This is a genomic window from Gemmatimonadota bacterium, from assembly GCA_026706345.1.
Taxonomy (GTDB): Bacteria; JAAXHH01; JAAXHH01; order JAAXHH01; family JAAXHH01; genus JAAXHH01.
Map to the genome: position 1 here is coordinate 1 of JAPOYX010000109.1, position 22,915 is coordinate 22,915.

General features: G+C 61.7%; 21 protein-coding genes. 9 read left to right on the forward strand and 12 right to left on the reverse strand.

Annotated elements, in window-relative coordinates; all coding sequences use genetic code 11:
* The coding region (locus OXG98_07580; GenBank protein MCY3771862.1) for a Na+/H+ antiporter NhaA at nucleotides 1-669 on the forward strand (669 nt) is incomplete at its 5' end.
* A 71-nt stretch (nucleotides 670-740) separates the two neighbouring features.
* Nucleotides 741-977, forward strand: coding sequence for a hypothetical protein (locus tag OXG98_07585; protein MCY3771863.1), 237 nt, complete (start codon nucleotides 741-743; stop codon nucleotides 975-977).
* 80 nt (nucleotides 978-1,057) lie between these two features.
* On the opposite strand, the gene OXG98_07590 is transcribed toward OXG98_07585, so the two are convergent.
* Nucleotides 1,058-2,218 (reverse strand): PLP-dependent transferase, encoded by a 1,161-nt coding sequence (locus OXG98_07590; protein ID MCY3771864.1) that lies wholly within the window; start codon nucleotides 2,216-2,218, stop codon nucleotides 1,058-1,060.
* 228 nt (nucleotides 2,219-2,446) lie between these two features.
* On the opposite strand from OXG98_07590, the gene OXG98_07595 reads away from it, so the two are divergent.
* The 3 genes from OXG98_07595 to OXG98_07605 all read left to right on the forward strand — a co-directional run bounded on the left by OXG98_07595 (nucleotide 2,447) and on the right by OXG98_07605 (nucleotide 5,065).
* Nucleotides 2,447-3,478: an aminoglycoside phosphotransferase family protein gene (locus OXG98_07595; GenBank protein MCY3771865.1), complete on the forward strand. Its 1,032-nt coding sequence runs from the start codon at nucleotides 2,447-2,449 to the stop codon at nucleotides 3,476-3,478.
* A gap of 146 nt (nucleotides 3,479-3,624) precedes the next feature.
* Nucleotides 3,625-4,551, forward strand: coding sequence for a hypothetical protein (locus tag OXG98_07600; GenBank protein ID MCY3771866.1), 927 nt, complete (start codon nucleotides 3,625-3,627; stop codon nucleotides 4,549-4,551).
* A 235-nt stretch (nucleotides 4,552-4,786) separates the two neighbouring features.
* Nucleotides 4,787-5,065 (forward strand): hypothetical protein, encoded by a 279-nt coding sequence (locus OXG98_07605; protein MCY3771867.1) that lies wholly within the window; start codon nucleotides 4,787-4,789, stop codon nucleotides 5,063-5,065.
* A 56-nt stretch (nucleotides 5,066-5,121) separates the two neighbouring features.
* On the opposite strand, the gene OXG98_07610 is transcribed toward OXG98_07605, so the two are convergent.
* On the reverse strand, nucleotides 5,122-5,457 hold the full coding sequence (locus OXG98_07610; GenBank protein ID MCY3771868.1) for a redoxin domain-containing protein: 336 nt from the start codon (nucleotides 5,455-5,457) through the stop codon (nucleotides 5,122-5,124).
* Between the two features lie 18 nt (nucleotides 5,458-5,475).
* Nucleotides 5,476-5,697 carry a redoxin domain-containing protein gene (locus tag OXG98_07615; protein MCY3771869.1) on the reverse strand — a complete coding sequence of 74 codons (222 nt, stop codon included), beginning with the start codon at nucleotides 5,695-5,697 and terminating at the stop codon, nucleotides 5,476-5,478.
* A gap of 166 nt (nucleotides 5,698-5,863) precedes the next feature.
* Between OXG98_07615 and OXG98_07620 the strand changes: the two genes are divergently transcribed.
* Complete coding sequence (locus OXG98_07620) at nucleotides 5,864-6,655, forward strand: sugar phosphate isomerase/epimerase (GenBank protein ID MCY3771870.1); 792 nt, start codon at nucleotides 5,864-5,866, stop codon at nucleotides 6,653-6,655.
* A gap of 95 nt (nucleotides 6,656-6,750) precedes the next feature.
* Here OXG98_07620 and OXG98_07625 read toward each other — a convergent pair whose 3' ends face one another.
* The 6 genes from OXG98_07625 to OXG98_07650 form a co-directional block, all read right to left on the reverse strand.
* Nucleotides 6,751-7,749, reverse strand: coding sequence for a lytic murein transglycosylase (locus OXG98_07625; GenBank protein ID MCY3771871.1), 999 nt, complete (start codon nucleotides 7,747-7,749; stop codon nucleotides 6,751-6,753).
* 195 nt (nucleotides 7,750-7,944) lie between these two features.
* Nucleotides 7,945-9,741 carry a hypothetical protein gene (locus tag OXG98_07630; protein MCY3771872.1) on the reverse strand — a complete coding sequence of 599 codons (1,797 nt, stop codon included), beginning with the start codon at nucleotides 9,739-9,741 and terminating at the stop codon, nucleotides 7,945-7,947.
* Nucleotides 9,738-10,640 carry a DUF1932 domain-containing protein gene (locus tag OXG98_07635; GenBank protein ID MCY3771873.1) on the reverse strand — a complete coding sequence of 301 codons (903 nt, stop codon included), beginning with the start codon at nucleotides 10,638-10,640 and terminating at the stop codon, nucleotides 9,738-9,740. The genes OXG98_07630 and OXG98_07635 overlap by 4 nt, the downstream gene beginning before the upstream one ends.
* A gap of 20 nt (nucleotides 10,641-10,660) precedes the next feature.
* On the reverse strand, nucleotides 10,661-11,293 hold the full coding sequence (locus OXG98_07640) for a class I SAM-dependent methyltransferase (GenBank protein ID MCY3771874.1): 633 nt from the start codon (nucleotides 11,291-11,293) through the stop codon (nucleotides 10,661-10,663).
* 50 nt (nucleotides 11,294-11,343) lie between these two features.
* On the reverse strand, nucleotides 11,344-12,378 hold the full coding sequence (locus tag OXG98_07645; protein MCY3771875.1) for a succinylglutamate desuccinylase/aspartoacylase family protein: 1,035 nt from the start codon (nucleotides 12,376-12,378) through the stop codon (nucleotides 11,344-11,346).
* A 90-nt stretch (nucleotides 12,379-12,468) separates the two neighbouring features.
* A complete protein-coding gene (locus OXG98_07650) occupies nucleotides 12,469-15,177 on the reverse strand; it encodes a UxaA family hydrolase (protein MCY3771876.1) in 2,709 nt (902 codons plus the stop codon).
* A gap of 304 nt (nucleotides 15,178-15,481) precedes the next feature.
* Here OXG98_07650 and OXG98_07655 point away from each other — a divergent pair, with 304 nt between their 5' ends.
* On the forward strand, nucleotides 15,482-17,074 hold the full coding sequence (locus tag OXG98_07655; protein MCY3771877.1) for a carboxypeptidase regulatory-like domain-containing protein: 1,593 nt from the start codon (nucleotides 15,482-15,484) through the stop codon (nucleotides 17,072-17,074).
* A gap of 79 nt (nucleotides 17,075-17,153) precedes the next feature.
* Here OXG98_07655 and coaA read toward each other — a convergent pair whose 3' ends face one another.
* The 3 genes from coaA to OXG98_07670 all read right to left on the reverse strand — a co-directional run bounded on the left by coaA (nucleotide 17,154) and on the right by OXG98_07670 (nucleotide 20,575).
* On the reverse strand, nucleotides 17,154-18,104 hold the full coding sequence (coaA, locus tag OXG98_07660) for a type I pantothenate kinase (protein MCY3771878.1): 951 nt from the start codon (nucleotides 18,102-18,104) through the stop codon (nucleotides 17,154-17,156).
* Between the two features lie 133 nt (nucleotides 18,105-18,237).
* Complete coding sequence (gene menC / locus OXG98_07665; protein ID MCY3771879.1) at nucleotides 18,238-19,356, reverse strand: o-succinylbenzoate synthase; 1,119 nt, start codon at nucleotides 19,354-19,356, stop codon at nucleotides 18,238-18,240.
* A 7-nt stretch (nucleotides 19,357-19,363) separates the two neighbouring features.
* Complete coding sequence (locus OXG98_07670; protein ID MCY3771880.1) at nucleotides 19,364-20,575, reverse strand: Tm-1-like ATP-binding domain-containing protein; 1,212 nt, start codon at nucleotides 20,573-20,575, stop codon at nucleotides 19,364-19,366.
* A gap of 357 nt (nucleotides 20,576-20,932) precedes the next feature.
* Here OXG98_07670 and OXG98_07675 point away from each other — a divergent pair, with 357 nt between their 5' ends.
* Both OXG98_07675 and OXG98_07680 read left to right on the forward strand, forming a co-directional pair.
* Nucleotides 20,933-21,364, forward strand: coding sequence for an SRPBCC family protein (locus OXG98_07675; GenBank protein ID MCY3771881.1), 432 nt, complete (start codon nucleotides 20,933-20,935; stop codon nucleotides 21,362-21,364).
* A gap of 372 nt (nucleotides 21,365-21,736) precedes the next feature.
* Entirely contained in the window at nucleotides 21,737-22,759 is a 1,023-nt protein-coding gene (locus OXG98_07680; GenBank protein MCY3771882.1) for a lysylphosphatidylglycerol synthase transmembrane domain-containing protein, read from the forward strand.
* Nucleotides 22,760-22,915: the final 156 nt, after the last annotated feature.

The following is a 22,915-nucleotide window of genomic DNA, read 5'->3' on the forward strand; positions in this document are numbered from 1 at the left end:
GCCCTGCTGGTGGCCCCGGGCTGCGTACTGGTGCTGTGCTTCCTGAACAACCGGAACTGGGTCTCCCACAGTTCCTACATGATGGTCGGCGTAATCCTGTGGATCGCGCTGCTCAAGTCCGGTGTGCACGCGACACTGGCGGGCGTAATCCTGGCCGCATTCATACCCATGCGGTCCAGGACCGATCCCGACGTATCGCCGCTCAAGGTCCTGGAGCACGATCTGCATACGGCCGTGGCCTTCGTCATCCTTCCTGTTTTCGCCTTCGCCAACTCCGGCGTCGTTTTAAGCGGCATTACGTACGAGCAGGCATTCCACGGTGTACCCGTCGGGGTCGCACTCGGCCTGTTCCTGGGCAAGCAGATCGGGATCTTCGCGCTGTGCTGGCTGTTCATCAAGCTCAAAGTGGCGACCCTGCCCTCGGGGATGACCTGGTCCGGTCTCTACGGGGCGAGCGTCCTGTGCGGAATCGGATTCACCATGAGCCTGTTCATCGGTTCCCTGGCCTTCGGCGAAACCGAATTCCACGACATGTTCGACGAGCGGCTGGGAATCATCGTGGGTTCGCTGCTGTCGGGTGTGTTGGGTTTCTTTGTCCTGCGATACAGTCTGCCGCCTGTCGTCAAGCCGGACGCGCCGGTTGAGGTGGAGGTTGAGAAGGTGGTTTGAGGTTGGCAGATGTTTCTACAGGGTGCGTCTGAATAGTTAAGCTGATCAGCTACGTGAGCCTTCTGTTTCCTATGAATAAAGGAAGTAACAGAAACCCTGGTAATTACGTTGTCTGCATTGACAACACGGACTACACGGCATCATTGGAAAAACACAAAATCTACCGCGTTGTCGGTGACGAAGCGGCAAGGGATGATGGTGACCTCCGGGTAATTGACGAGAGTGGAGAGGACTATCTCTATCCTGCGGCAAGGTTCGTCACTATATCCGTACCGGCTGAGGTTGAGAAGTCGCTCGCTCTTGATTAATGCTGGGGATTGACCGATTAGGTATGAGAGGCCGCGCGGTCCCCATACCATCTTTCCATCACAGAAATGCACTGATAACCCTACGCCGCATCCAGCGCCTGGTCCAGGTCGGTGATGATGTCGTCCGGGTCTTCGAGTCCCACAGAAACACGCGCTCCAAAACCGCCCTTCTCGCCTTCGCTTTCGCCCGAGGGCAGAATCAACGTCTCCACGTCGCCCAGGCTGTACCACGGCTCGCACATTTTTAGACGGCCGATGAAAGTGTCGAGCGACACGCCGGAACGGGCATAGAAACGCATCATTCCGCCGAAACCGTGAAGGTACCCGGTCGCGGCCCCGTGATTCGGATGGGAAGGCAGGCCCAGGTAGTCGACCCGGGCTACCTTTTCGTGCTGTCCCAGGTACTCCGCCACCTTCTGGGCACTGGCACAGTGCCGTTCCATCCGGAATGCCAGGGTCTTGAGGCCCCGATGTACGAGGAAGGCGTTCATGGGCGCCAGCACGCCGCCCATCAGGATCCGCATGTAATGAATCTGCTTTCGGACCTCTTCGTCACGACCGGAGACGATTCCGGCAAGGGCGTCGCCATGCCCGGCCATGTACTTGGTCATGGCGTGGAGGACCACGTCGGCGCCGTAGTGCAGGGGCCGCAGAAGGTAGGGCGATAGAAAGGTGTTGTCGACCACGACCAGGGCGCCTGCATCGTGTGCCAGGTCGACGGCGCGGGCCAGGTCGATGAATTCCATGGAGTGGGCGTACGGCTCGAAATAGACCATCCGGGCGGGTTTCTCCAGCGCTTTCTTCAGGGCGTCCAGGTCGCACATGTCGACCATGTGGACATCCACGCCCCATTTCACCGGCAGCACGTCCCGGAACAACATGCTTGTCCCGGCGTAAACGGTCTCGTGACAGACCACCCGGTCGCCGCTCCGAAGCAGGCCGAACAACGTCTGGCTGACCGCCGACATGCCACACGAGGTCGCCTGCGCCCACTCCGCGCCTTCCAGGACCTTCACCTGTTCTTCGAGCGCACCGCTGGTGGGTCCGCCCGCCTTGTCCAGTCCGCGGCCGTAGGAGTTCGTCCCTTCATAACCATCGCGGTAATTTGTATTCCCCTGGTAGATCGGCACCGCGGATGACGTGCCGTGGTACCCACCGTGGATGGCGTCCGTGGTGAAATTCCGGTTGTTGGGTGACTGGTAGTCGTCGGCGGCGTACCGCAGGTCATGGTCGTTGGGCATGGTGGGTTCCTTTTCGGAGTGGCTTCGGAAACGGGCTGTATGCAAGGATGATTTTGTATTTCGTTACAACGGAGTATCACTCATTCGGACTAGATGAAGGTAGAGACCAGGTCATTCGGATCAAGGTCTTTCAGTTCGTGTTCAACGGAGATCGGGACTTTCATTATACCTGTCCATACATCCACTCGATAGTTAGTTTAAGACAGGTAGTTCGACCAAAGTTGAACTATGGTTATCATTAAGATACATGCTGGAGCGCATCCGGTGCAGTATACTGAATCCAAGTCGATCATCGTGTCCCTTTTGGATAGTGCCGGAATCGAGCAAACGGTACACGGCGTAGAACCAATCGGTTATGGCGTAACCAACCGGACATCGTTGGTCACCCTGAATGACGACACGCGTTATATCCTTCGTGAATACGATTGGCCCTACGATTCAAGCGATAACCTCCACAGGCTAGAAAAAGAGCGCTATTTACACGACCTGCTTCTCGAGTACGGTGTACCCGTGCCGGCCATCTTCGCAGAGCACGAAGATGAAAGCACACGTGCCGTGCTGATGGAATACAGGCCGGGACACCTCCTGGGCAACGTCGTAGATACCTTGACCGAAGTGCAGCGCACTCAAGCCTGGCAGTCTGCCGGAACAGCTTTACGAAAAGTGCATTCGATCCAGTTGCCGGATCGCTGCTCGGGCGTGATCGTAGGGGAACGCGTCCAGCCGTTTGAGGAAGGGTCCTGGGGCGACTTCCAATTCCACCAGGCTGTACAGCACGCGAATCGTCTGCTGAGGCGGGACTTGGGATTGCGTTTCGACCTGTCGTCGATGAAGAACGTGCTGGAACAGGCGGTTCCCCTGCTGAACGAAAGACCAATGGTCCTGTTGCACAACGACCCCCATCCCTGGAATGTGCTTGTTCACGAGGTAGCCGGCCACTGGACCTGTTCAGCATGGCTCGACTGGGAATACGCCTGGTCAGGAGACCCGACCTGGGACCTTGTCCGGTTGGACCTGTTCCGGTTGAAACAGATCGGTCCGACGCCCGACGCCTTCTACGAGGGATACGGCGCCTTCCCTCGAGAACCAAATCGAAGTATATACGAAATGGCGATTTACCTGTGGCTGGCGAATCAGTACCTGGACGGGGAGGTGGACGAGGAGCGTGTACTGATGCCCACCTATGAGGCGGCAATGCGGTACCTGGAGCAAATCGACGAATCGGTGGAGAGTATTGGAATCGGGCTTGAAAGGACATAGTGACTTCCCTGAACCGTTTTTCCTCTCGTATCCCTTGACGTATACTAAACAATTGTATAGTATATGTTCTGTAGAATGGATTCCGATACGGAGTCCATATCCCGTCCCGCCGACGTTCAGCACCACCGCTGCGAGAGGAGAATCAAGTGTACACCGCATACACGGGGAACAGCCACTATTGCTACAGCAACAGTCTTCACATGTGTTTGAAACAGGCCGGCATGGTCAATCTACCGGATGCCGGCCTGCTGGAGTGCATGACGGGTATGCCGTTCGGTACCCTTTTCATGCGGTTTGAAACGCCCCTGTTCTTCCCGAGTCACGCCGACCTCAATCCGCACACCGGGCTGTCCCGTGCTCTGAACATCCTGGGCTGGAACTGTACCTTATGGGAGGGCGACGATGCCGAAGAAGCTCTAGATGCACTGAAGGAATCCCTAAAGAAGGGTCCTGTACTGCTTGGCCCCCTGGACCTGGGCTTCCTTCCCTACGATCCGAATCACAAGCTGAAGCGCGGAGGAGACCATTTCATTGTTGCCTTGAAACTCGAAGGCGACCGGGTGCAAGTGCATGATCCGCAGTTCTATCCCTTTGCGGTACTGCCGGTCGATGATCTCATGCGGGCGTGGAATGCCACTGAACTCGGTTACGCGACTTGCGCATACACGCTGCGCGGTGATTTTCTGGAGGAGCGCCAAGTGTCGACCGATGACATGCTGGAGGATACCCTTAAAAACGCACGGGAACTGATTCATGCGGCTCCTTCCGGCCCGCTCTTTTTTGGGGGGTCGAAGGCCTTCCGCCTGGCCGCCGAGGTGATCCGTGATCGTCCGTCGCAAGCCTTTGCGGGGATGCTGGTCCATTTCGTCCTTCCGATAGGCACCCGTCGCTGCCTGGATGCGGCCGACTTCATGAAGTCGACGGGCCAAACGGAAACCGCGGAGTGGATGGTGAAGAAAGCCGAGTCATACGGCCTGGCGCAGTATTATGCCACGCAGGAAGATTGGAAACGTACGGAGGAGTTGTTCGAAGAATTGGCGGAGATCGAAGATCGAATCGCCGAATGCATGTAATCGACTGCGGCCTTGAGGGTTGATACGACCGGTCGGTATTTTACCTTGTTCTTCGACTGAGGATACGAACTTCTGGAGGGATTCAACACTTCTAATGCAGATCAAGCACCTATCCATCACGGCGGAAAATCCGAAACGGGCGGCAGGGATACTGGCGGAGTTGACGGTTGGATTCACGTACCCCTTCCCTTCCAGGACCATGGAAGGCGCGTGGGTATGTGCCTGGGATAAACAGATGGGCGAACTGGTTGAGTTTATTCCGAACCGCTACCTGCTCTGCCCCGGCCAGTACGCAGCAGAATACCTGTTGGCCGAAGAGAAACAAAACTTCAACTCAACCCATTGCATGCTTGAAACAGAGCAAAGCCTCGACCATTTGAAAGCGGTGGCAGAAAAACATGAACTCCACCACCGCTTTCGGCCGAGGCTGGGCGGACCGCTCTATGAGATCTGGATCGAATCCCAGGTCCTGGTCGAATTCGTTTCTGACGAGATCAGGGACCTCAAAACCTGACTTGAACCTCAATCCCTGACTACAACCTCGAGGCCTGATCCCTGCCTCAAACCTGATCAACCCTCGATCATACCCAGGATTTCTACCAGGCTGTCGGTCGAAGGCCGGTCGAAGGGATCCGAGCCCACGTACTTGAACCGAAGGACGCCTTCCTTGTCGATGATGAAGGCGGTGGGTATGACTTCCTCACCCTTGTCGGTCGTTTTCTGGATCTTGAACTTGGTGGGTATGGCCCGATCCGGGTCGGCGAGTACGGGGAAGGAGAGCGCTTCCCGCGTGACTTTCGACTTGGCGACGAAGTCTCTGGTCTGGTCGAGATCTTCAGGATTGATGAAGAGTAGTTCCGTGTCGAGTGCCGCTATACGTTCGTAATCGGATTGCAACTGCCCCAGTTGCCGTAAGCAAAGGGGTCACCAGTAGCCGATCCAGCCGCGGTCGACGACCACCAGCAGGTTTCTGCTGCCCTTGAAATCGGCGAAGTTGACCGTCTCGCCGTTGACGTCCTGCAGGCTGAACTCCGGTGCGGGCTGGCCCAGCCTCGGAGCCAGGTTCCTGGGCTGGGCGTCGGCGGATTCCGCCACCAGGCCGACCAGCGCCAGGGCGAAGCACCACCGCGCCAGTACACGTATCATGGCATGCCTCCTCGTTTCAGAAGTCATCCTTCTCGTTTCAGCGCAATTCGCTTGCGTTTTGTTCCTTTTAATATAACCTACCCTGGTACGTCTGTGAACTTCAATTTTAATGTTCCACATCGATATGATGGATATGGAGGAACCGCTTCCAAGGAGCCGCTTTCCCATGAAACCGGGCATTACCCAACTCTGTCTCCGCCGCCAGGATCTGGAGGAGGACCTTTCCAGGGCCCGCGGCCTGGGCTACGAGGCCATCGAACTGGTATTCTCCGATGAGGGATCTCCGAATATAGACGCTTCCACGTTGGAGATCGCAGCCGTCGGGGACGCCTGCAGAGATCACGGACTCGAACTGTGCTCCATGATCGCCATACGCCGGGATGCCGGTTCCCTGTTATCGCCGTCCGCGGACGAACGGACGAAGCGGGTTGCTATCCTTAAGCGGGGTTTTGAAATAGCCGAGATCCTGGGTGTGGACGCCCTCCTCCTGCATCCCGGAGCGCTCGATCCGGCGAGTTCCTACGGGACGACCTGGGACAACTTCCGCGACGCCCTGCGCGCCCTGGCGCCCGAGGCGGAACGGCGCGGGACACGGATCGGCATCGAGAACGTGTGGAACCAGTTCATGCTGAGTCCCCGGGAAGCCCGGCAACTCGTGGATGAGGTCGGGTCGCCCGCCGTCGGGATCTACCTGGATACCGCCAACATGATCCTCTACGGTTACCCGGACATGTGGATCCGGGAACTGGGAAGCCGGATCTTCAAGGTGCACGTGAAGGACTTCCGGCGCGGTGAAGGCGCCTGGGTCCAGCTGATGGACGGCGACACGGACTGGCCGGCGGTCATGGCCGAATTGCGCGGCATCGATTTCGACGGGGCCCTGGTCAGCGAGGTCGGTGGCGACGACGGCGCCATGCGGGAAACCGCCGAGCGCATCCGGCGGATCATCGCCCTGTAGGATTTGATTCCAGTAGAATCTACCCTAAGAAGTACTTGATCTGCAGTAGGACTCTGCCGCGCAACAAGGCCTGATATATATCCGTTGAGCGGGCCTTAGCGCCTCGCCCAGACGGCCTCCGCATACTTGATCACGCCGTTGACGTACGAGTCGAGGGGGTTGTAACTGAAGATGGCCTTTCGTCGCGCGGCGTCGGTAGGACCGTACTTTCCCCGTTCCTTGAGGTAGCGGGCCACGCTCATGACGGCGTCGGGCCAGGAGTGCAGGTCGATTCTGCCGTCCCCATCGCCGTCCGCGGCGTGGGGCATGCTGGCGGGCATGAACTGGGGGTATCCGATAGCTCCCGCCCAGGAACCGTGGAGGGAAAGCGGATCGACGCCGGTTGCCTTGCTCTGGCGGAGCAGGGCCACCAGGTTGCCGACGCATCGACGCCGTATCTTGGCAAAGCGTTCTTCCTGTTTTTTGGCCACCTCGGCGGAGGCCAGCGGATCGGCTTCGCCCCTTGACTTGATCCTCCGGACCGCTGCCTGCTGCGCTTCTTCCATGTACAGCAACTGGGCGACCAGGACGTTGAACACGCGGTAGTTGCCTGTAAACTCGCCCAGGCCCGATTCCCACATCAGGATAGACACGATATCCTTCCGGGCCACGCCATACTTCTGTTCCGCCGCGTCCAGCAGGTTTTTCTTTTCCTCGAGAAAATCGACACCGCGCTTCACTCGTTTTTCCGACAGAAACACGCGGGAGTAATCCTTGTGAGCCTTGTTCTGAATCGCGACGCTGCGAGGGGTGGCTACCTTGATCAACTGGGACGCATAGACTTCGCGGCTTTCGGGCCGGTCGAACAGTGCGAGGAACTCCGCCTCGGATACCGGCTGGCCGCCGCCCTGGCTGGCCGCGAGACGCTTGACGAGGTCTGGCAGGTAGGGTGCCGCGGGGTGGGTCCGCGGGAGGTCGATAATTGCAGATTTATTAATTTCCCAGGATGTAGCGCTGTTTTGCGCCCGGGCCGCATCCGGCTGGGCAATAAACGCGGCTGCCAGCGTGCCGTATAACACGTATCGACTAAGGGTCCTGTAACGAAACTTCGACATGTGATTCCTCTTCTAAACTGACGATTCGGCTACAGTTGCTGCCTGATAATTACGGACGGCGGGAAGGGTTGTCAAGCACTATGTACCCGGTTCGTGGCTACAATGTGACCGGTTAATGAAAATAGGTATTATATCTATTTATTACAATTATTTATACTACAAATACCCAGTCTGGACCTGGTTGGACTGTGCACTTCAGAAGACCAGTTTCTTCAGCTCGTGCTTCTTTGTGAAGTAGACCCCGTCCCTGGTCATCGGACCGGGATTCTGGAAGGCGCCGCGCTCTTCGTGAACTGCGGTTACAGTCCCGTCCGCCGGATCGAAACGGTAGAAACAGTCGGTCGTGAATCCGAACACGCCACCGTCCGGACCGATCTGGACTCCACCGTCCAGGGCGCGGCCGCCGGGCAGGGGAACCGTTTGCGTAAACCGACGGTCGCCGGGACGGAAAACGAAGAAATGGGATTCGGAACCTGCATGGGCCGTCCCGCATAGCAGGTCGCCGTCAAGGACGGCCAGCGCGTTGACGGCCGTAGCCACAACCGGAAGCCGGTCTTCCCACACCTTCTCCTCCGCCTCGTAGTCCCACAGGAACAGCGACGCTTCCTCCACACGCGGCTGTGTGCCTGTACCACCATCGATCGTCGTCCCGACGGCGAGTAAATCATGGGCTCTAAGCCAGGCCAGCGACCAGCAACTGGCTTCCCCGGCGATGTCGCGGTAGGTCCCGAACTGGTCTGTGGACGGATCGTACCAGGACAGCGGTCCGCCCCACATGCCGTAGTTCGGTACCGAGGCCGTCCACACCCGGCCTTGGGGTCCGGCGACCATGGATCTCGGGCGATAGGATATCTCGTCCATGCGGTCCAGGTCACGCGGGTTACTGCCGGGATCTTTACCAAATTGATAGGGCAGGGCGGGATCGTACACCGACAGCATGGCGCCCGGGTAGGAACAGATGTAGAGCTTGCCGTCCATGTTGGCCATGGAATAGGCTTCCCCGGTCGCCGTGGTGCAAATGCCGAGATCGTCCATGGCATGAGACCGGGGATCGAAACGGAACAGGTGCAGCGGCAGGATGCTCGACCCGTAGATGTTGTCGTCGGGGCCGCGATGGACCAGGAAGATCTCGCTGCCCGCGGACTCGTAGGCTACGGGTAAAGTCCGCGTCTCGCCGGTCCCCGGACGGGTAATGGCCATCTCGTGGAACATCTGGGTTTCGCGGTCCGCGAAATCCGCCGTAGATCCATCGGAGAGGGTCGGGGGCGGCGCCGGGTCCGGAAGGTCTTCCACGGGTACGGCTTCAAATCCATCGACGCGGAAATAGCCCGCGGAGGACCGGATGTAGAGTTGCCCGTCGGCCGCCCGGTACAGGTTCAGCGAACCCCCGTCCTCTGTCACCACCGCAGGCCCCACGGTCCTGCGCTCGCCCGATGACGGATCGTAGACGACCACGTGCGGGCGGGTCATCTTGATGTTGCAGGCGATCGTTCCCCCGGCGCCGACGTAGGGATAGCAATACATGTCGGTATCGTCCATCCGCCCGTGGCGGGTGAACGCACCGGTCGCCGGATCGTAGTTCGTCAGGCCGGCAGACCCGTAGCATCCGATCCAGATCACGCCGTCCGCGTCTTCATCCATGTTGCACGGAAAAGTATCGTCGGGCAGGTTGATGGCGCCCAGTTCGTCCAGTCGTTCCGTCGCGGGATCGTACCGGTAGAGGTGGCCGGCGTAGGCCGCGCCGATGTAGACCCGGCCGTCGCGGGTGCGAAGCGCGCCCGTGGGGAAGTTGGCGGTGGGATCGGGCGACGTCGCCTGGGACGTAGTGCCGGTGGCCGGATCTATCTTCACGACGGTGAACCCGGCCGCCTGCTGGCCCATCACGGCCACCAGGCAGTCCCGGCCGGCCGCGTCCAGGGTGGGGAAGACCCGGACCCAGTTGACGCTGCGGACCGGTATGCCGATGGTCTGGATCGAGGGGATGGCGCTCATCCTTTCCCGGCATCGCGTGAACGTCTGCGCACCTCTTCGGCGAAGATGGCCACCGTTTGTTCCAGGGTGCGGCCGCGATCCACGGTCTCGGGCCGTTCGTGCCCGATTGGGCTTTCGGCGATGAGGCGGAAGATGTGTTCGGCGCCCTCGTGAAAGCCGGACGATACCCCGGCCTGTTCGTACGTCGCCGCGATTTCACGCATTTCGCCGATCCAGCGGAAAGCCTTGGCCGACAGGCTGTTGACGCCGCCCATCGCCTTGAGGCGCGGTGCCTGGCTTTCGGCGAATTCCGCCAGCAGTTCCTCGCCCAGGCCCATGACCTCGGCGGCGGTAAGCGCCGCGGCATGGAGGGCGGAGGTCCCCTTGGTTACCGAGGCATAGCACATCTTGATACCCGACGCCCTGCCCACCTCACCGCCCAGCGGCCGGACAAGGATCCCGTGGCCATCCAGTTGCGCGAGTATGGCCTCGTGGGGACCCGAAGCATAGAAGCGGGTCTTTTCGTCTGCGCCGGGAGGTCCGCCGATGATGCCGGCGTCGATGAAGCGGCCTCCGGCGCCGGTGATGACCCGGCCGATCGCTCTTGCCGTATCCGGGGAGACGGCGTTGCAGTCTGCATAGGCCGGCGAGGATCCGCTCCGCTTCATTGCCTCCGCCACCTGGCCGGCGAGCGCCAGGGCCTGATCGGGCACCAGGATGGCCAGGATCAGGTCGGAGTCCCGCACCAACGCGTCCAGGTCCGGCTCGTCACGTATACCCGCGGCCACCGTCAACGTGCGGGTCCTTTCGCTTCGGCCGGTTAGACAGGTTGCCACGTCGAAGCCACCCTCGAGGAGGCATCGTCCCACGGAATGGCCCATCTCTCCCGGGCTCAATATGGCGATTCGTCGTCCTTGCATACTCGTCTCCCTGCCGGGTATCAGTTCGGGTTCCTTCTGGTTGGGTTTCTCCTGGCCACCATGCGCCGGATCACCCGGTGGCCTTCGTCCACATCCTCTTCGTGCAGCACGGTAAACTCGTCAGTGGGCAGACGGCTCGCCGGTTCTCCCGCCTTGAGGCACCAGTCCGGGTTCTGCGCGGACCGGTATCGCAGGTGGTCCAGGGTAAAGCCCTGCCAGGCCAAAAGTCCGCCATCGGCGACCACGGGCCAGGCATAATCGAAGACCGCCTCCTCCCAGTACATCACGCAGATTACGAGCGCGAACCGCCGGCCCGCGGGCGGACGCCAGGCATTCAGGTCCGCTTCCACGCAGGTAAGCCGGGATTCGAGTCCCTGTTCCAGGGCCTCCGCGCGAAGACGGTCCAGGGCCACGTCCGATATGTCGACGGCAAGCACCTCGCGTCCGTCTCCGGCCAGGGCGAGGGCCTGGGCCGACAGGCCGCAGGCGAGTTCCAGTACCGGTCCTTCAGGATACCCCAGCCCGGCGGCGCTTTCGTACAGCGGGCAGAAACCCCTGGGCGCCAAGCGCTTCGGCGACAGGTACCGCGCGTTCCACTTCAGCCGGTCGGGATGGTCTTCGAGGCGTTGCGAGCGGGAATCCGTGTTTTTCAATGCGAATACGCTTCCGTCTGCCGACTGGTGGGGATCGACTACTCAGGATTCTACCGCGACCGAAATTCCTGGGCCACGACGAGGATGTGGCTGCCCTGCCTGACCGGCTGACGGAACGCCTGCGACAGTACGTAGCCGTCCACGCCCGCGCGCACCGGCCAGGGCGGATCGTCCACGCGGTAGAAATCGTGCAGGTTACCCACGACCTGCCCAGCCTCCACGCGCGTTCCGCAGGCCATGAGCGGTTCGTAATGCCCCGGGAAAGGCGCCGGCACGTAGCATGCCCGGTCGATGATGGCCGTCAGCTTCTGGGTGCCGTCGGCGTGATGGGCGATGGGCTGGATGTCACCGGTGAGCTGGCCGTGGTGGACGGCCGCGGCAAGTATCCCTTGTCGCGCATAGCGGACGCCGTCCGGGTTGACCGATTCTCCCCAGCCCAACTCGGTTCCGATGGTGATCTTTCCCAGCCGCTCCGCTTCGCTGACCATGAGTCCGGGCGTCTCGTTCTGGTACGCCATCACGAAGGGCGTGCCGAACCAGCGCGCCGTGTCTTCGATGACGGCCGCCTGGTCCGGGTCATCCACCTCGTGAAAACTGGAACACTGGGCGAAGTCGAGTTCGGCGCCGCCGGAATGGATGTCCGTCACGACGTGCACGCGGGGCCAGAGATATTCTCGCACGAACTGGGCGATACGGTGGGTGATGCCCGCAAGGGCCGGCGAGGTGCCCGCGCCATCCACGAATGCCCGGTTCAGGTTGACCCCGTCATCGGTGTCGCTCGCCCGGCGGCCCGCATGGAAGGCCGAGGGGTTGAGCACGGGGATGAAGATCAGCCGCCCGACCACCTCTTCCAGTTGGATCTCCGTCATCAGGCGCTTGATCGCCACCGGCCCTTCGTATTCGTTGCCGTGATTGGACCCGCTGGCCAGGAGTCCCCGGCCTTCGCGGACATCGGGCCCGACCATGACCGTCAAGGGGATGAGATGGTCCGCCCAGAGCGAATCGTGTTCGAGGGCGACCCAGTAGTCTCTGCGCCCCGGCGAGTCGAGATCCAGCCGGTCGGGTCGGACTATTTCACGAGGCATTCAGGTCTCCGTAATCTTCAGGTTGATCGTGCGATGCGTGTCCGTCGGGGCTGCCAGTCATGACACCGGGCGGTCCGCATCCAGCGCGCTTCACACCGAGACGCCGAGGAGTCCGCGGGTAACCTGGAAGTCGGTGTTGCCGAGTACCGCCGCCCTTGGCGGGTGATTCCCGGCGGCCGTGTTCCGGATCAGGTCCAGCACGCCTTCGCGCCACTTCGCCGGTCCACCGGTCAGGACGAGATCCACGTCTTCGTGAAAAGGCCCGGGCAGGTCATCTGCGCCTACTTGCAAGACCGGTATCATGGGATGGCCGGGGAGCGGGTGGGTGCCGACGCCGGCAACGACCAGCTCCACACCGGCCGCGCCCAGTCCGGTCAGGGTCTCCACCCAGTGGGTCGTCTGCGTCTCCATGACGTGCAGCCCGGGTACCGACGCGGACTCGCCGTAGGTCAACGTCGGGGAAGCGGCTCCGTCCACCAGGCGCGAAAGGAAAGCCGGATGCAGCAGCAGCGCGGCGTTGTCCGGCACGACGACCGTTCCGCCCTCGTTGACGACGTCGAGGGTCAAACGCGATAACGCTTCGGAAACGACATCGGAAACCGGACCGGACGTTGCCACGCCAAGTCTTAGACCGGAAACCCCGGCCTCTCCCGCTACAGGCGCCTCACAATGACGCAAGGTTTCGGCGAACCAGGCCTCGACACGCTCGATGACATTCTCGATACCGCCATCGAGCTGCACGCTGGCCCAGCCGAATCCCGCGGGATCGATACCGCGGTCGACCAATTGATCCCGGTAAAAGTCGTTGTGCGTGCGCTCGCAACCGTGTTCCAGGAGCAAGGCGGCCGCCGTCATCGGATGGGTCAGGTAGCTGGTCATGGTACGGATGTACATCTCCTCCGATACGCCGCCCGATACGCCGCACCCCTCGGTGTGCACCAGGGCGACGAAGCGGGAAATTCCGGCGCCGCGCCCCACGCCTTTTTCGCTCAGCCGTTCCGCTGCCATGCGGGCGATCTGGCCGGAGCACAAGCTGGTGGGCAGTATGAGGCCGATGCGGTCGGTCGCACGGGATCCGCTTGATTCGAACACGGGCATCGTAAAACGAGATGACGATGGCGGCGAATTCCCTTCCAGCCGGACCTCCAGCGGTCTGCCTGTCGGCGCGGGACGGTCGCGGAGGAGCTGGAGCCGGCTACCGTCCGTCTGCCGCCAGTCGCGCCAGATCTGGGTCTGGCTGTGACCCGCCTTTTCGCCGCAGGTAAGCGCTCCGGAGGCTGCCCGCAAAGTCAGTCCGATGGTCTGCCGGCCCAGGTCCTCCATGGACTCCCCGTCCAGGTAAGCGCCGGCGTTCACGTCCATTTCTCCCGACAGCATCTGGTACCGCCTGGTAGTCGTCACGAACTTTATCGTCGGAACGAAGGGGAAGTTGGTGATCGATCCGTTCCCGGTTATAAAGAAGATGAGATTGCCGCCGGACGCCACCTGTCCCGCGATGGCTTCCAGGTCATTGCCCGGACTGTCCATGAAGTAGTACCCCGGATCCTTCATCGGTACCGCGTAGTCGATGGCGTAGTCGAGGCGTACGTCCGGGTGGCGCTTCCGTGCCGCGCCGATGGACTTGAGCACGATGTTGTAGATCCCCCTGAGTTTGTTTCCTCCGGACGGGTTGGCGTCGACCGACTGGCCGTGCCACGCCGTGCGTTCCTGAAACCGTTCGATCATGTGGAGGAAGGTGCGGGCCGTCTCGATGTCACGGACATTGTCCAGCACGTAGGGCTCGCCGCCGATGAGTTCGTCCGTCTCCGCGAGATTGGCTTTTCCCCCGAAGCGAATGATCTCCCGGGCCACGAGCGCTGCGAGGGGATTGCCCGAAATGCCAGAAAACGAATCCGAACCGCCGCATTGGAGCACGATGTTCAGATGAGCCGCCGACGCCGGCTTCCGGGCGACGCGGTTGACCGTCTCGAACCATCCGGTGACGATCCCCGCGCAGCGCGCCAGGTCCTCTTCAAATCCACCTTCGAGCGTTTCGAATCGGTGCGGCACGTCGTTCAACGGATAGCGGTTGAGCCGCATGTAATTCTCAAGCATCCGGTCCGTCACGACTTCGGTCCCGCGGTCCACCGCGAGCACGGCACCCACGTTGGAATGGACCATGAATCCCGCCAGCGTCCGCAGCACGAGTTCCCGGTTGTTGGGGTCCACCCCCGCGCCGCCCTCGGTGTGGGCCACCGCCACCACGCCGTCTACGTTCGGGTACCGGTCCGCCTGGTCCTTCAGCATCGATTCCAGCCGCCGTACGAAACCGGCCGTCTGAGACGTAATGCCCAGCAGGACGATATAGTTGCGGGTCCCGACTCCCCGCGTAGCGCCGCGGTCGTATCCCTCGAATGTCGGCGGGCTGTCGACGAGCGGAACCTGTTCACCGGGCGTGAAGACGGATTCGTCCAGTTCGTAGGGCACCACGCGGTCTTCGAAATTGGGCTGATCCGGGAGGGTGAATTTCACTTTCCGGACACGGAGCGCATCGAGTATGTCGGCGTTGCGGATGTAATCGCCCGGCGCGATGTCCCGGGTCGCCCGGCCAAAGGGCAGTCCCCAGGAGAGGACGGACTCCCCGGCCGGTATGGGCCGGATGGCGAAGCGGTGCCCTTCCAGCAAGGTATGGGCGAGGGAAAAGGTCGCGCCGGAGTCGCCTATCACGTCCGTGCCGGCTTCCAATCGCCGGGAGACGATGGCCACGTTGTCGCCGGGGTCGGCCAGGCGCGCAATATCTTTCAACCGGCAGGCAGGCACGATGCCAGGGTCCTTATCGAATAAAGATCGTATGTGGGACTTGTCTCACTACATGGACTGCCAAGGTAACGTCCGTCACGATTCCATGTCAAAGGTAAATCGGTAGGCGCCGGTCCACCTGCCGGCCCGCCTGCCGACCGGTCTGCCGAAACCAGCGGGCGGCATGGTTGACGGCGGAGAAGCACGGTGTACATTGTGTACCGGGGCCGGGTTTGTTCCAGACCGTCCGCGGTATTATCTCACAGTCCGCTTCTTTTCCCGTTTTCGAATGCGCCATCTGCCATCCGCCAGCCGGAGGTCCGAGATGCTTGTAGGTTACGTCAGCGACGAACGATACGTCGCCCTGCCGAATGTGCTCCTGGAATTCGAATCCGATGGCGAGTCCATCGAGGCGCTTTCGCGGGCCACGGGAGCGGTCTACACGGACGTCGCGCCAGGCCGGGAGTACAAGGTCACGCTGGCTTGCCGGGACTACGGATTCAAGAGCGTGCTCATGACGCCGCAGGACGGCCGGCCCTATCACTTCAGACTGCTGCGGGACGACCTGCTGGGCTACATGTGGCCCAAGTGGATCCGGTCCGGGGAGAAATCGGAATTCCGCGTGCACGCCGTGGAGGCCTACCAGCTCGAACTGTACCGCTACGGATGGAAGAAGGAATTCGTCCGGAACATCGGCTGGTACGATGAACACGGTCCCCGCGCCACCATGCAGATCACGCCCGACGGCGACTACACCCGTACCGGCGTTCGCTGGAATACCCAGGGCTATACCAATCCCGCCCACAAGCAGTACGTCGAGGCCCCGGACCGGTCCGGGCTCCACTACCTCCACGCCTCCACGGAGTCCGGAGGGTTCTTTTCCTTCCCCTGGATCGTCGCGCCTGCCGCGCCGACGACGGACGTCGCCGTGCTGGCCGCCAACATGAACTGGAACGCCTACAACAACTTCGGGGGGCGCAGCAACTACATCCACGCCGACGCCTTTCCCCCGAAACCCACGGTCAACGCCCGGTACGACCTGAAGCGATATACCGATTCAGCGCACCGGATGTACAGCGCCGACGACTACGCGCCGCTTTCCTTCGACCGGCCGGAACCCATCAATCATATCCCCGCGGACACGGAGGCCACCGACATGATCCGGGGACGGGCGGCCTGCCACGTGGCGCCGGCGGAGTGGCGGTTCCTGGCGTGGATGGAGCGGGAGGGCTTCGAATACGACCTCTACGCGGAGACGCAGTTCCACGACGGCACGCTTCCCCTGGAAGGGTACCGGGTGCTGATCACCACGACCCATCCGGAATACTGGTCGCGGGACATGTACTACCGGCTGAAGGAGTGGGTGTTCGATTCCGGCGGACGGCTCATGTACCTGGGGGGCAACGGACTAAACTGCGAGGTCGAGTTCGTCGACGAATACACGATGAAGGTGAAGAACGGCAATATCGATTCGCTCGACCGCCCCGGGGAGGGCATCGAAAGCCGGTTCAACATCTACAACGAGTCCGAGGCCAACCTCCTCGGCGTGGCCTTTACGCGGACGGGGATCATGACCAGCGCGCCTTATCGCGTGATCGACGCGGACCACTGGGTCTTCGAAGGTACCGGCGTTGCGGAGGGAGACATCTTCGGGGAGGCGAGCCTGCACGAACGGGTGCCCGGCGGAGCGTCGGGTCACGAGACCGACAAGATCACGTCCAACTCACCGCCGAACACCCATCTGCTCGCCAAGGGAACCAACGTGGACGACGGCGGGGCCGAGATGGTCGTCCACGAGACGGACAGCGGCGGGATGGTGTTTTCCGTGGGATCGATCACCTATCCTTCGTCGATCCTCGTGGACGACGTGGTATCAAGGGTCACGTCCAACGTGTTGAAACGGTTTCTGGAGGAATGATCACGACAGGCGGCTGCGGAGTACCGGTCGCACAGCGGATCCACTGCTCAGATGCGCCCGCCTGGGGACCGACTCACCTCTACAACTTCCGCTGGTATACGCCCGTCACCCGGTGGTTCGTGCCTTTTTCCAGGATCAGGTCCGCCCGTTCGCGCGTCGGTATGATGTTCTCGCGCAGGTTCACCAGGTTGATGTCCTGCCAGATACCTTTAGCCGTCTCCACGGCCTCTTCCGTGCTGAACCCCGCGTAGTGGTGAAAGTAGGATTCCGGATTCCGGAACGCGGTGTCCCGCAGCCTCAGGAAGCGATCGACGTACCACTGCTCCAGGTCGTGTTCCTCGGCTTCCACGTAGATCGAGAAATCGATGAAATCGGAGACGAAGACGCGGGGCGACGCGTCGCCGGTCAGGTGATGGCCGGTCTGAAGGATGTTCAGCCCTTCGAGGACGATGATATCCGGCTGCGTGATCGTCTTTTCGACGCCCGGCACGATATCGTAGATCAGGTGTCTGTAGACCGGGACAGCGACCGATTCGAGGCCCGACTTCACGTCCGCCATCATCTGCACCAGCCGCCTCAGATCGTAGCTTTCCGGGAATCCCTTCCGGTGCATAAGCCCTCTTTCCTCAAGCACGCGGTTGGGAAACAGGAACCCGTCTGTCGTGACCAGATCCACCCGGGGGTGATTCGGCCACCGGCTGAGCAGGGCCTGCAGGATACGGGCTGTGGTGCTTTTACCTACCGCCACGCTGCCGCCGATGCCGATTACGTAAGGCACCTTGGCGGCCGGCTTGCCGAGAAAAGTGTCCATGACCCGGTAAAGGTGCTGGGCCGCACCAACGTGCAGATTGATGAACCGCGACATGGGCAGGTAGACCTCGGCGACCTCGTCGAGGGAGACCATTTCGTTGATGCCGTGCAGTTCCTGCAGGTCTTCCTCGGACAGTGTCAGCGGCGTCGCCGCGCGCAGTTCCGACCACGCTTCGCGGGACAGGTAGTTGAAGGGGGAGAGGGATGACGATGGGGACATGGTTTCGTTCCGCCTGGTGAGGCCCGGTTTTCTATGGTCTTCGGGCCGGACAGTCACGATCCGCCTTGATCAGTACGACGTTCCTGGTCTTCGGGCCGGACAGTCAGTCATGGCCCGTGGCCCGATCCATCAATCACGGCGCGGCCTTAATCACGGCCCGATCGAGCGTTTGCTGTTCCAGCAGTTCCGGTACGGGTTCCGCCCCGGCCCCGGGACTGTCGGAAAGGACCATCTGCGACGGTCCTGATAGTTCCAGCGCGGGCGCGCTCAGGTCCTGTTCGTAAAACCGCGTGCTGGGGAAGACATCCGACGGGTATTTCATGTTGGGCAGCGTCGCCAGGGCCATGCAGAACGATGCGCCGAGGGCCGATTCCAGCATGCCGCCCGTCCAGCAGGGGATACCTTCCTCCTCGCAGATCCGGTTCACCTCAAGCGCCAGCGTCACGCCGCCGACCCGTGCGGGCTTGATGTTGATCCAGCGGGCAGCGCCTATGCCGATCGCCTTGCGGGCCTTGCCGGGCGAGGTGATGCTCTCGTCCAGGCAGACCGGGGTCTCGATCTGACGCTGCAGTGTCGCGTGGTCGACCAGGTCGTCCCGCATCAGGGGCTGCTCGATCATGGCCAGATTGTACCGGTCCAGTTTCTTGAACATGGGGAGGTCGTCCAGCGTGTAACCGCTGTTGCAATCGATATGGAAAACCGGGTCGGGATAGGCCGAACGTACCGCGGCGATCATATCGAGGTCCCATCCCCGGCTGAACTTCAGCTTGATCCGCTTGAATCCCGCCTCCACGGCCCGCTCGATATTGCCCAGCAGCATGTCTATGCTGTCCTGCACCCCAAAATCCGCGCCTACGTCGATGACCGGCCCGCTGCCACCGATGAGTCGCCAGAGCGGCTTGCGCTCCAGCCGGGCGTGAAGATCCCACCACGCCGCGTCCAGGCCGCCCTTGGCGAAGAAATTCCCGGCGACCCAGGCGCATGCCTCGTGCAGGTCCCGGCCGCTGTCGATCCGCCTGCCGACCAGCAACGGAGCGAGTACGTCCCGCGTTACGGCGAAGACACCTGCCGTGTATTCGGGACTGTACGTCGGGCGTGCAAGCGGGGTCGTTTCCCCCCACCCCACGTCATCGCCCGCGTGCATCTTGACGAGGACGCTCTCGATAACTTCGTCGCTGCCGTAGGCCGTGCGCCACGGATAGATCAGGGGCATGGCGACATGGTAGAGCTCGACAGCGTCGATAACGGGCATTGCGGCCTTACCCTCTCAAATCGGACAGCAGCCGGCCGGTGACCGCTTCCGCGAAGGCCGCGTCGTTTATATTGCAGTCCATCTCCGTCACCGATACGTCGGCGGACACGTTGGTTTTTATGGCGTCGTACAACGCCTGGTCGGCTTCCGGCCACCAGAACTCGTTCCCGGGACTGTCGAGAATGGACACGCCCTTCAAAGGCAGAAAGATCGATACCGGCCCGCTCGAAGCATTGGCCTTCTCCGCGATGATCTCGCCGAGTCGGGCGTTTTCCTCCACGTTGGTCCGCATCAGCGTGATGTTCGGATTCCACTTGTGCAGCTTGCGGTCGCGGTACTTCTCCGGCACCGTGTCCGGCGCCCAGAAGTTCACCATGTCCAGGCAGCCCGGCACGATAACCTGGGGTATGCCGGCCCTTCCGGCTGCGTCCATTCGTTCGGGACCGGCGGCCAGGACGCCTCCGGCCAGTTCGTCGGCCCACTCCGTGGTAGTGATATCGAGCACGCCCTCGATCAGGCCCTCGTCGATTAGTCCCTCCATAGTCCGTCCGCCCGCGCCCGTGCAGTGGAAGACCAGGACCTCGTAGCCCGCCTCCTCCATGATGGCCCGGGCCTGGTCCACGGCCTCGGTGGTATTTCCGAACATGCTGGCGGTAATCAGCGGCTTGTCCTCCTCCGCTTCCTTCACCTCGGCTTCCACCATGCCCACGATGGCGCCCGCGGCGTTTGCGAAGATCCTGCGGCTGATCCGGTTGATACCGGCAACGTCTACGACGGAAGGGATCATCGAAACGTCCTTAATCCCCACGTAATTGGTCGTGTCCCCGGCGGCGACGGTGGACACCATCACCTTGGGGACCCCCACGGGCAACGCCCGCATGGCGCTCGTACCCACCGCCGTGCCGGCCGAACCGCCCATGCTGATGATCCCATCGAACACACCGGCATCATACAGTCCGCGCGCGATCTCCGCGACGCCGGCCGCCATGGCGTCAATGGCCTCTCCACGGTCGCCGCGCTTCTTCAACGTGTCGATCGTCGTGCCGCCGGCTTCGGCCACCTGTTCCCGGGACACGTCCGCCTCGAAGGCGGGATCTCCGATGACGCCCGTGTCGATAATAAGCGTGCTATGGCCCCGCCGTTCGATCTCGCCTTTGACGAAGGCGAATTCCTCTCCCTTGGTATCCAGGGCGCCTACGATGGCTATGGTTTTGGGCATAAGTGTTCCTCTTAAGTCTGTCATCGATTGCTGGTACAATCCTTCTTGCGCCGACTAATCAAGTTACAGGCGTACGAATCTATTGTACATATCTTTATGCCGTGAGTCCCAGGCCAGGACACCGCTATCACTTCGCTCCGGGAGACACCCCGACACCTGGCGCCTCGGCGTCCGGCATCGGCGAGCCGAGATACTATGACGTCGGAGGACGTAAACCGGTCGCGGGCAGTTTTTGGACTTTGTTCCTTGTCAAGGATGACCAAGAACATTACGTAACAATGAAGTTGTTGATCTGTTGTAGACTAAGGATGTTGTAGATTGGAGGCTCAGGTGATCAATCCAACAGTACACACACAGATGCTCGTCCGGCGGCCGATCGAAGAAGTGTTCAACGCGTTCGTAGATCCCGCCGTCACCACGCGCTTCTGGTTTACCGGAAGCAGCGGCAAGCTGGAACCGGGCGCGACGGTCACGTGGGCGTGGGAGATGTACGGAGTCTCTGCGGAGGTCCGCGTCAAGGCGATCGAACCGCCCTCCAGAATCCTCATCGAATGGGACGAGCCCGCGACGACCGTCGAGTGGCGTTTCACATCCCACGGAACGGAAGCGACCCTCGTTCAGATCTCCAACGCCGGGTTCCAGGGGACAGAAGAAGAGGTCGTCGGCATGGCACTCGACTCCATGGGCGGTTTCTCCCTCGTACTCGCCGCGCTCAAGGCGTGGCTGGAGCATGGCATCGCTTTGGACCTGGTGGCGGACCGCGATCCGGGGCACCACGTTTCTCACTAGCCTTGCTGCTTCACCGGCTAGATGCGCTGCTGTTGATCTGGTGAGACGCTTCCCGCGCGGACGAGCGCTTCGGTCTGGTTCGATGTCCTGCCGCAAAGCCTGATACCTTGACGGCGGTCGCCGGATCTCCTATACTCCACCGGATGCAGAGAAAGGTCCCTCCATGCCCATCCTGCGGAGGACGGCTGCGTCACGTCCGGGGCGCAAGGTACTGCTGCGAGTCCTGTCGGGAAGACTACGGTTTGTTCCGAAAACACGCTCCGTACACGGGTACGCATTGCGTCCGGCTTCAGTCGCCGGCCCAGATCAGACAGGCCGAGGAGGAATCATAGCGGGAACCGGAACCGGGCCTTATCGTTTCCTGCGTTCAAAATGAACCTGCTCAAGAAGATCTGGGGATGGCTCCGGTGGCTGGTCGCACTGGGCGCCCTCGCCTACCTGATCTACCTCTACCGCGACCATTACGTCGATTTCATCCGCCGCGAAATCGACTTCACCTTCCTGGGCATCGGTGTCGTACTGGCCACGACAGCGACCGTACTGGCCTTCTTCCGGTGGTTCCTCCTCGCCCGGGGCCAGAAGCTGGTGCTGGGATTCCGCGAGGCCGTCCGCCTGGGCTTCGTCAGCAACTTGTTCAACTACCTGGCGCCCGGGACCGCGGGCGGCGACATCGTCCGGGCCGTGGGCATTGCACGGCGTCAGAAGTCCAGGCGGACCGTCGCCGCGGCCACGGTGCTGCTCGACCGGTTGATCGGCATGCTCGCACTGCTGATCGTCGGCTCGGTGGCCGCGCTGCTGAACCAGGACCTCTGGCATCACCGCGAGATCATGATCGCCGTACTGGTCTTCTGGGGCGGTGCCTTGACCGGCCTGGTGTGCCTGGCAGTTTCCCTGCGGTTCCGGCTACTGAACTGGACCCTATTCCAACGGCTCACCCGTCTCCGGTTCGTCGGACCGTTCTTCGCCGAACTGGCCGGCAGCCTGGCACTCTACCAGACACGGCGCAGCGCGCTGACCGAGGCCCTGCTGATCGGCCTGATCGGCCAGGTCTTCATGCTGTCGGCTTTCTTCTTTTGCGCAATGGCGCTCCTGCCCGGACCGGCCGCACCGGATTACTGGGCCCACCTGATGCTGATCCCCGCAGCAGAGATCATTGGCACCTTCGCGCCGGTGCCGGGGGGCGTCGGCGCGCTGGAAGGCGCGGTCATCTACATCTACCACCTCGTCAGCACGACCGCCGATGGATCGGTCCCGGGCACGGTCGCCCAGGCCACGGGACTGGCCGCCGCCCTGACGTACCGTATCGTTCGGGTCAGCGTCGCCGCCGTGGGCGCCCTGTACTACATGGTTACGGATAGAAACTGGAAGGAAAGGCTGGGGCTGGAGGATTCCTGACCGTACGGGCACGGAGAAAGTGCCGGGTCTCCCCGACGTATCCCCGCACCCGGTCAGGGCCGAACCCCGGGTACTTAATTCCCCGGTGTCCGGCGGCTCAGAAAAGCTGGATCACTACACCGGCTGCCCCGGTCGCCCAATGCCCCGAAATGCCGC

Bases quoted from the DNA above. Each gene is read 5' to 3' on its own strand.
- OXG98_07585 (MCY3771863.1), top strand. From the start codon at position 741: ATGAATAAAGGAAGTAACAGAAACCCTGGTAATTACGTTGTCTGCATT.
- OXG98_07590 (MCY3771864.1), bottom strand. From the start codon at position 2,218: ATGCCCAACGACCATGACCTGCGGTACGCCGCCGACGACTACCAGTCA.
- OXG98_07595 (MCY3771865.1), top strand. From the start codon at position 2,447: ATGGTTATCATTAAGATACATGCTGGAGCGCATCCGGTGCAGTATACT.
- OXG98_07605 (MCY3771867.1), top strand. From the start codon at position 4,787: ATGGGCGAACTGGTTGAGTTTATTCCGAACCGCTACCTGCTCTGCCCC.
- OXG98_07615 (MCY3771869.1), bottom strand. From the start codon at position 5,697: ATGATACGTGTACTGGCGCGGTGGTGCTTCGCCCTGGCGCTGGTCGGC.
- OXG98_07620 (MCY3771870.1), top strand. From the start codon at position 5,864: ATGAAACCGGGCATTACCCAACTCTGTCTCCGCCGCCAGGATCTGGAG.
- OXG98_07625 (MCY3771871.1), bottom strand. From the start codon at position 7,749: ATGTCGAAGTTTCGTTACAGGACCCTTAGTCGATACGTGTTATACGGC.
- OXG98_07630 (MCY3771872.1), bottom strand. From the start codon at position 9,741: ATGAGCGCCATCCCCTCGATCCAGACCATCGGCATACCGGTCCGCAGC.
- OXG98_07635 (MCY3771873.1), bottom strand. From the start codon at position 10,640: ATGCAAGGACGACGAATCGCCATATTGAGCCCGGGAGAGATGGGCCAT.
- OXG98_07645 (MCY3771875.1), bottom strand. From the start codon at position 12,378: ATGCCTCGTGAAATAGTCCGACCCGACCGGCTGGATCTCGACTCGCCG.
- OXG98_07655 (MCY3771877.1), top strand. From the start codon at position 15,482: ATGCTTGTAGGTTACGTCAGCGACGAACGATACGTCGCCCTGCCGAAT.
- coaA (MCY3771878.1), bottom strand. From the start codon at position 18,104: ATGTCCCCATCGTCATCCCTCTCCCCCTTCAACTACCTGTCCCGCGAA.
- menC (MCY3771879.1), bottom strand. From the start codon at position 19,356: ATGCCCGTTATCGACGCTGTCGAGCTCTACCATGTCGCCATGCCCCTG.
- OXG98_07670 (MCY3771880.1), bottom strand. From the start codon at position 20,575: ATGCCCAAAACCATAGCCATCGTAGGCGCCCTGGATACCAAGGGAGAG.
- OXG98_07675 (MCY3771881.1), top strand. From the start codon at position 20,933: ATGCTCGTCCGGCGGCCGATCGAAGAAGTGTTCAACGCGTTCGTAGAT.
- OXG98_07680 (MCY3771882.1), top strand. From the start codon at position 21,737: ATGAACCTGCTCAAGAAGATCTGGGGATGGCTCCGGTGGCTGGTCGCA.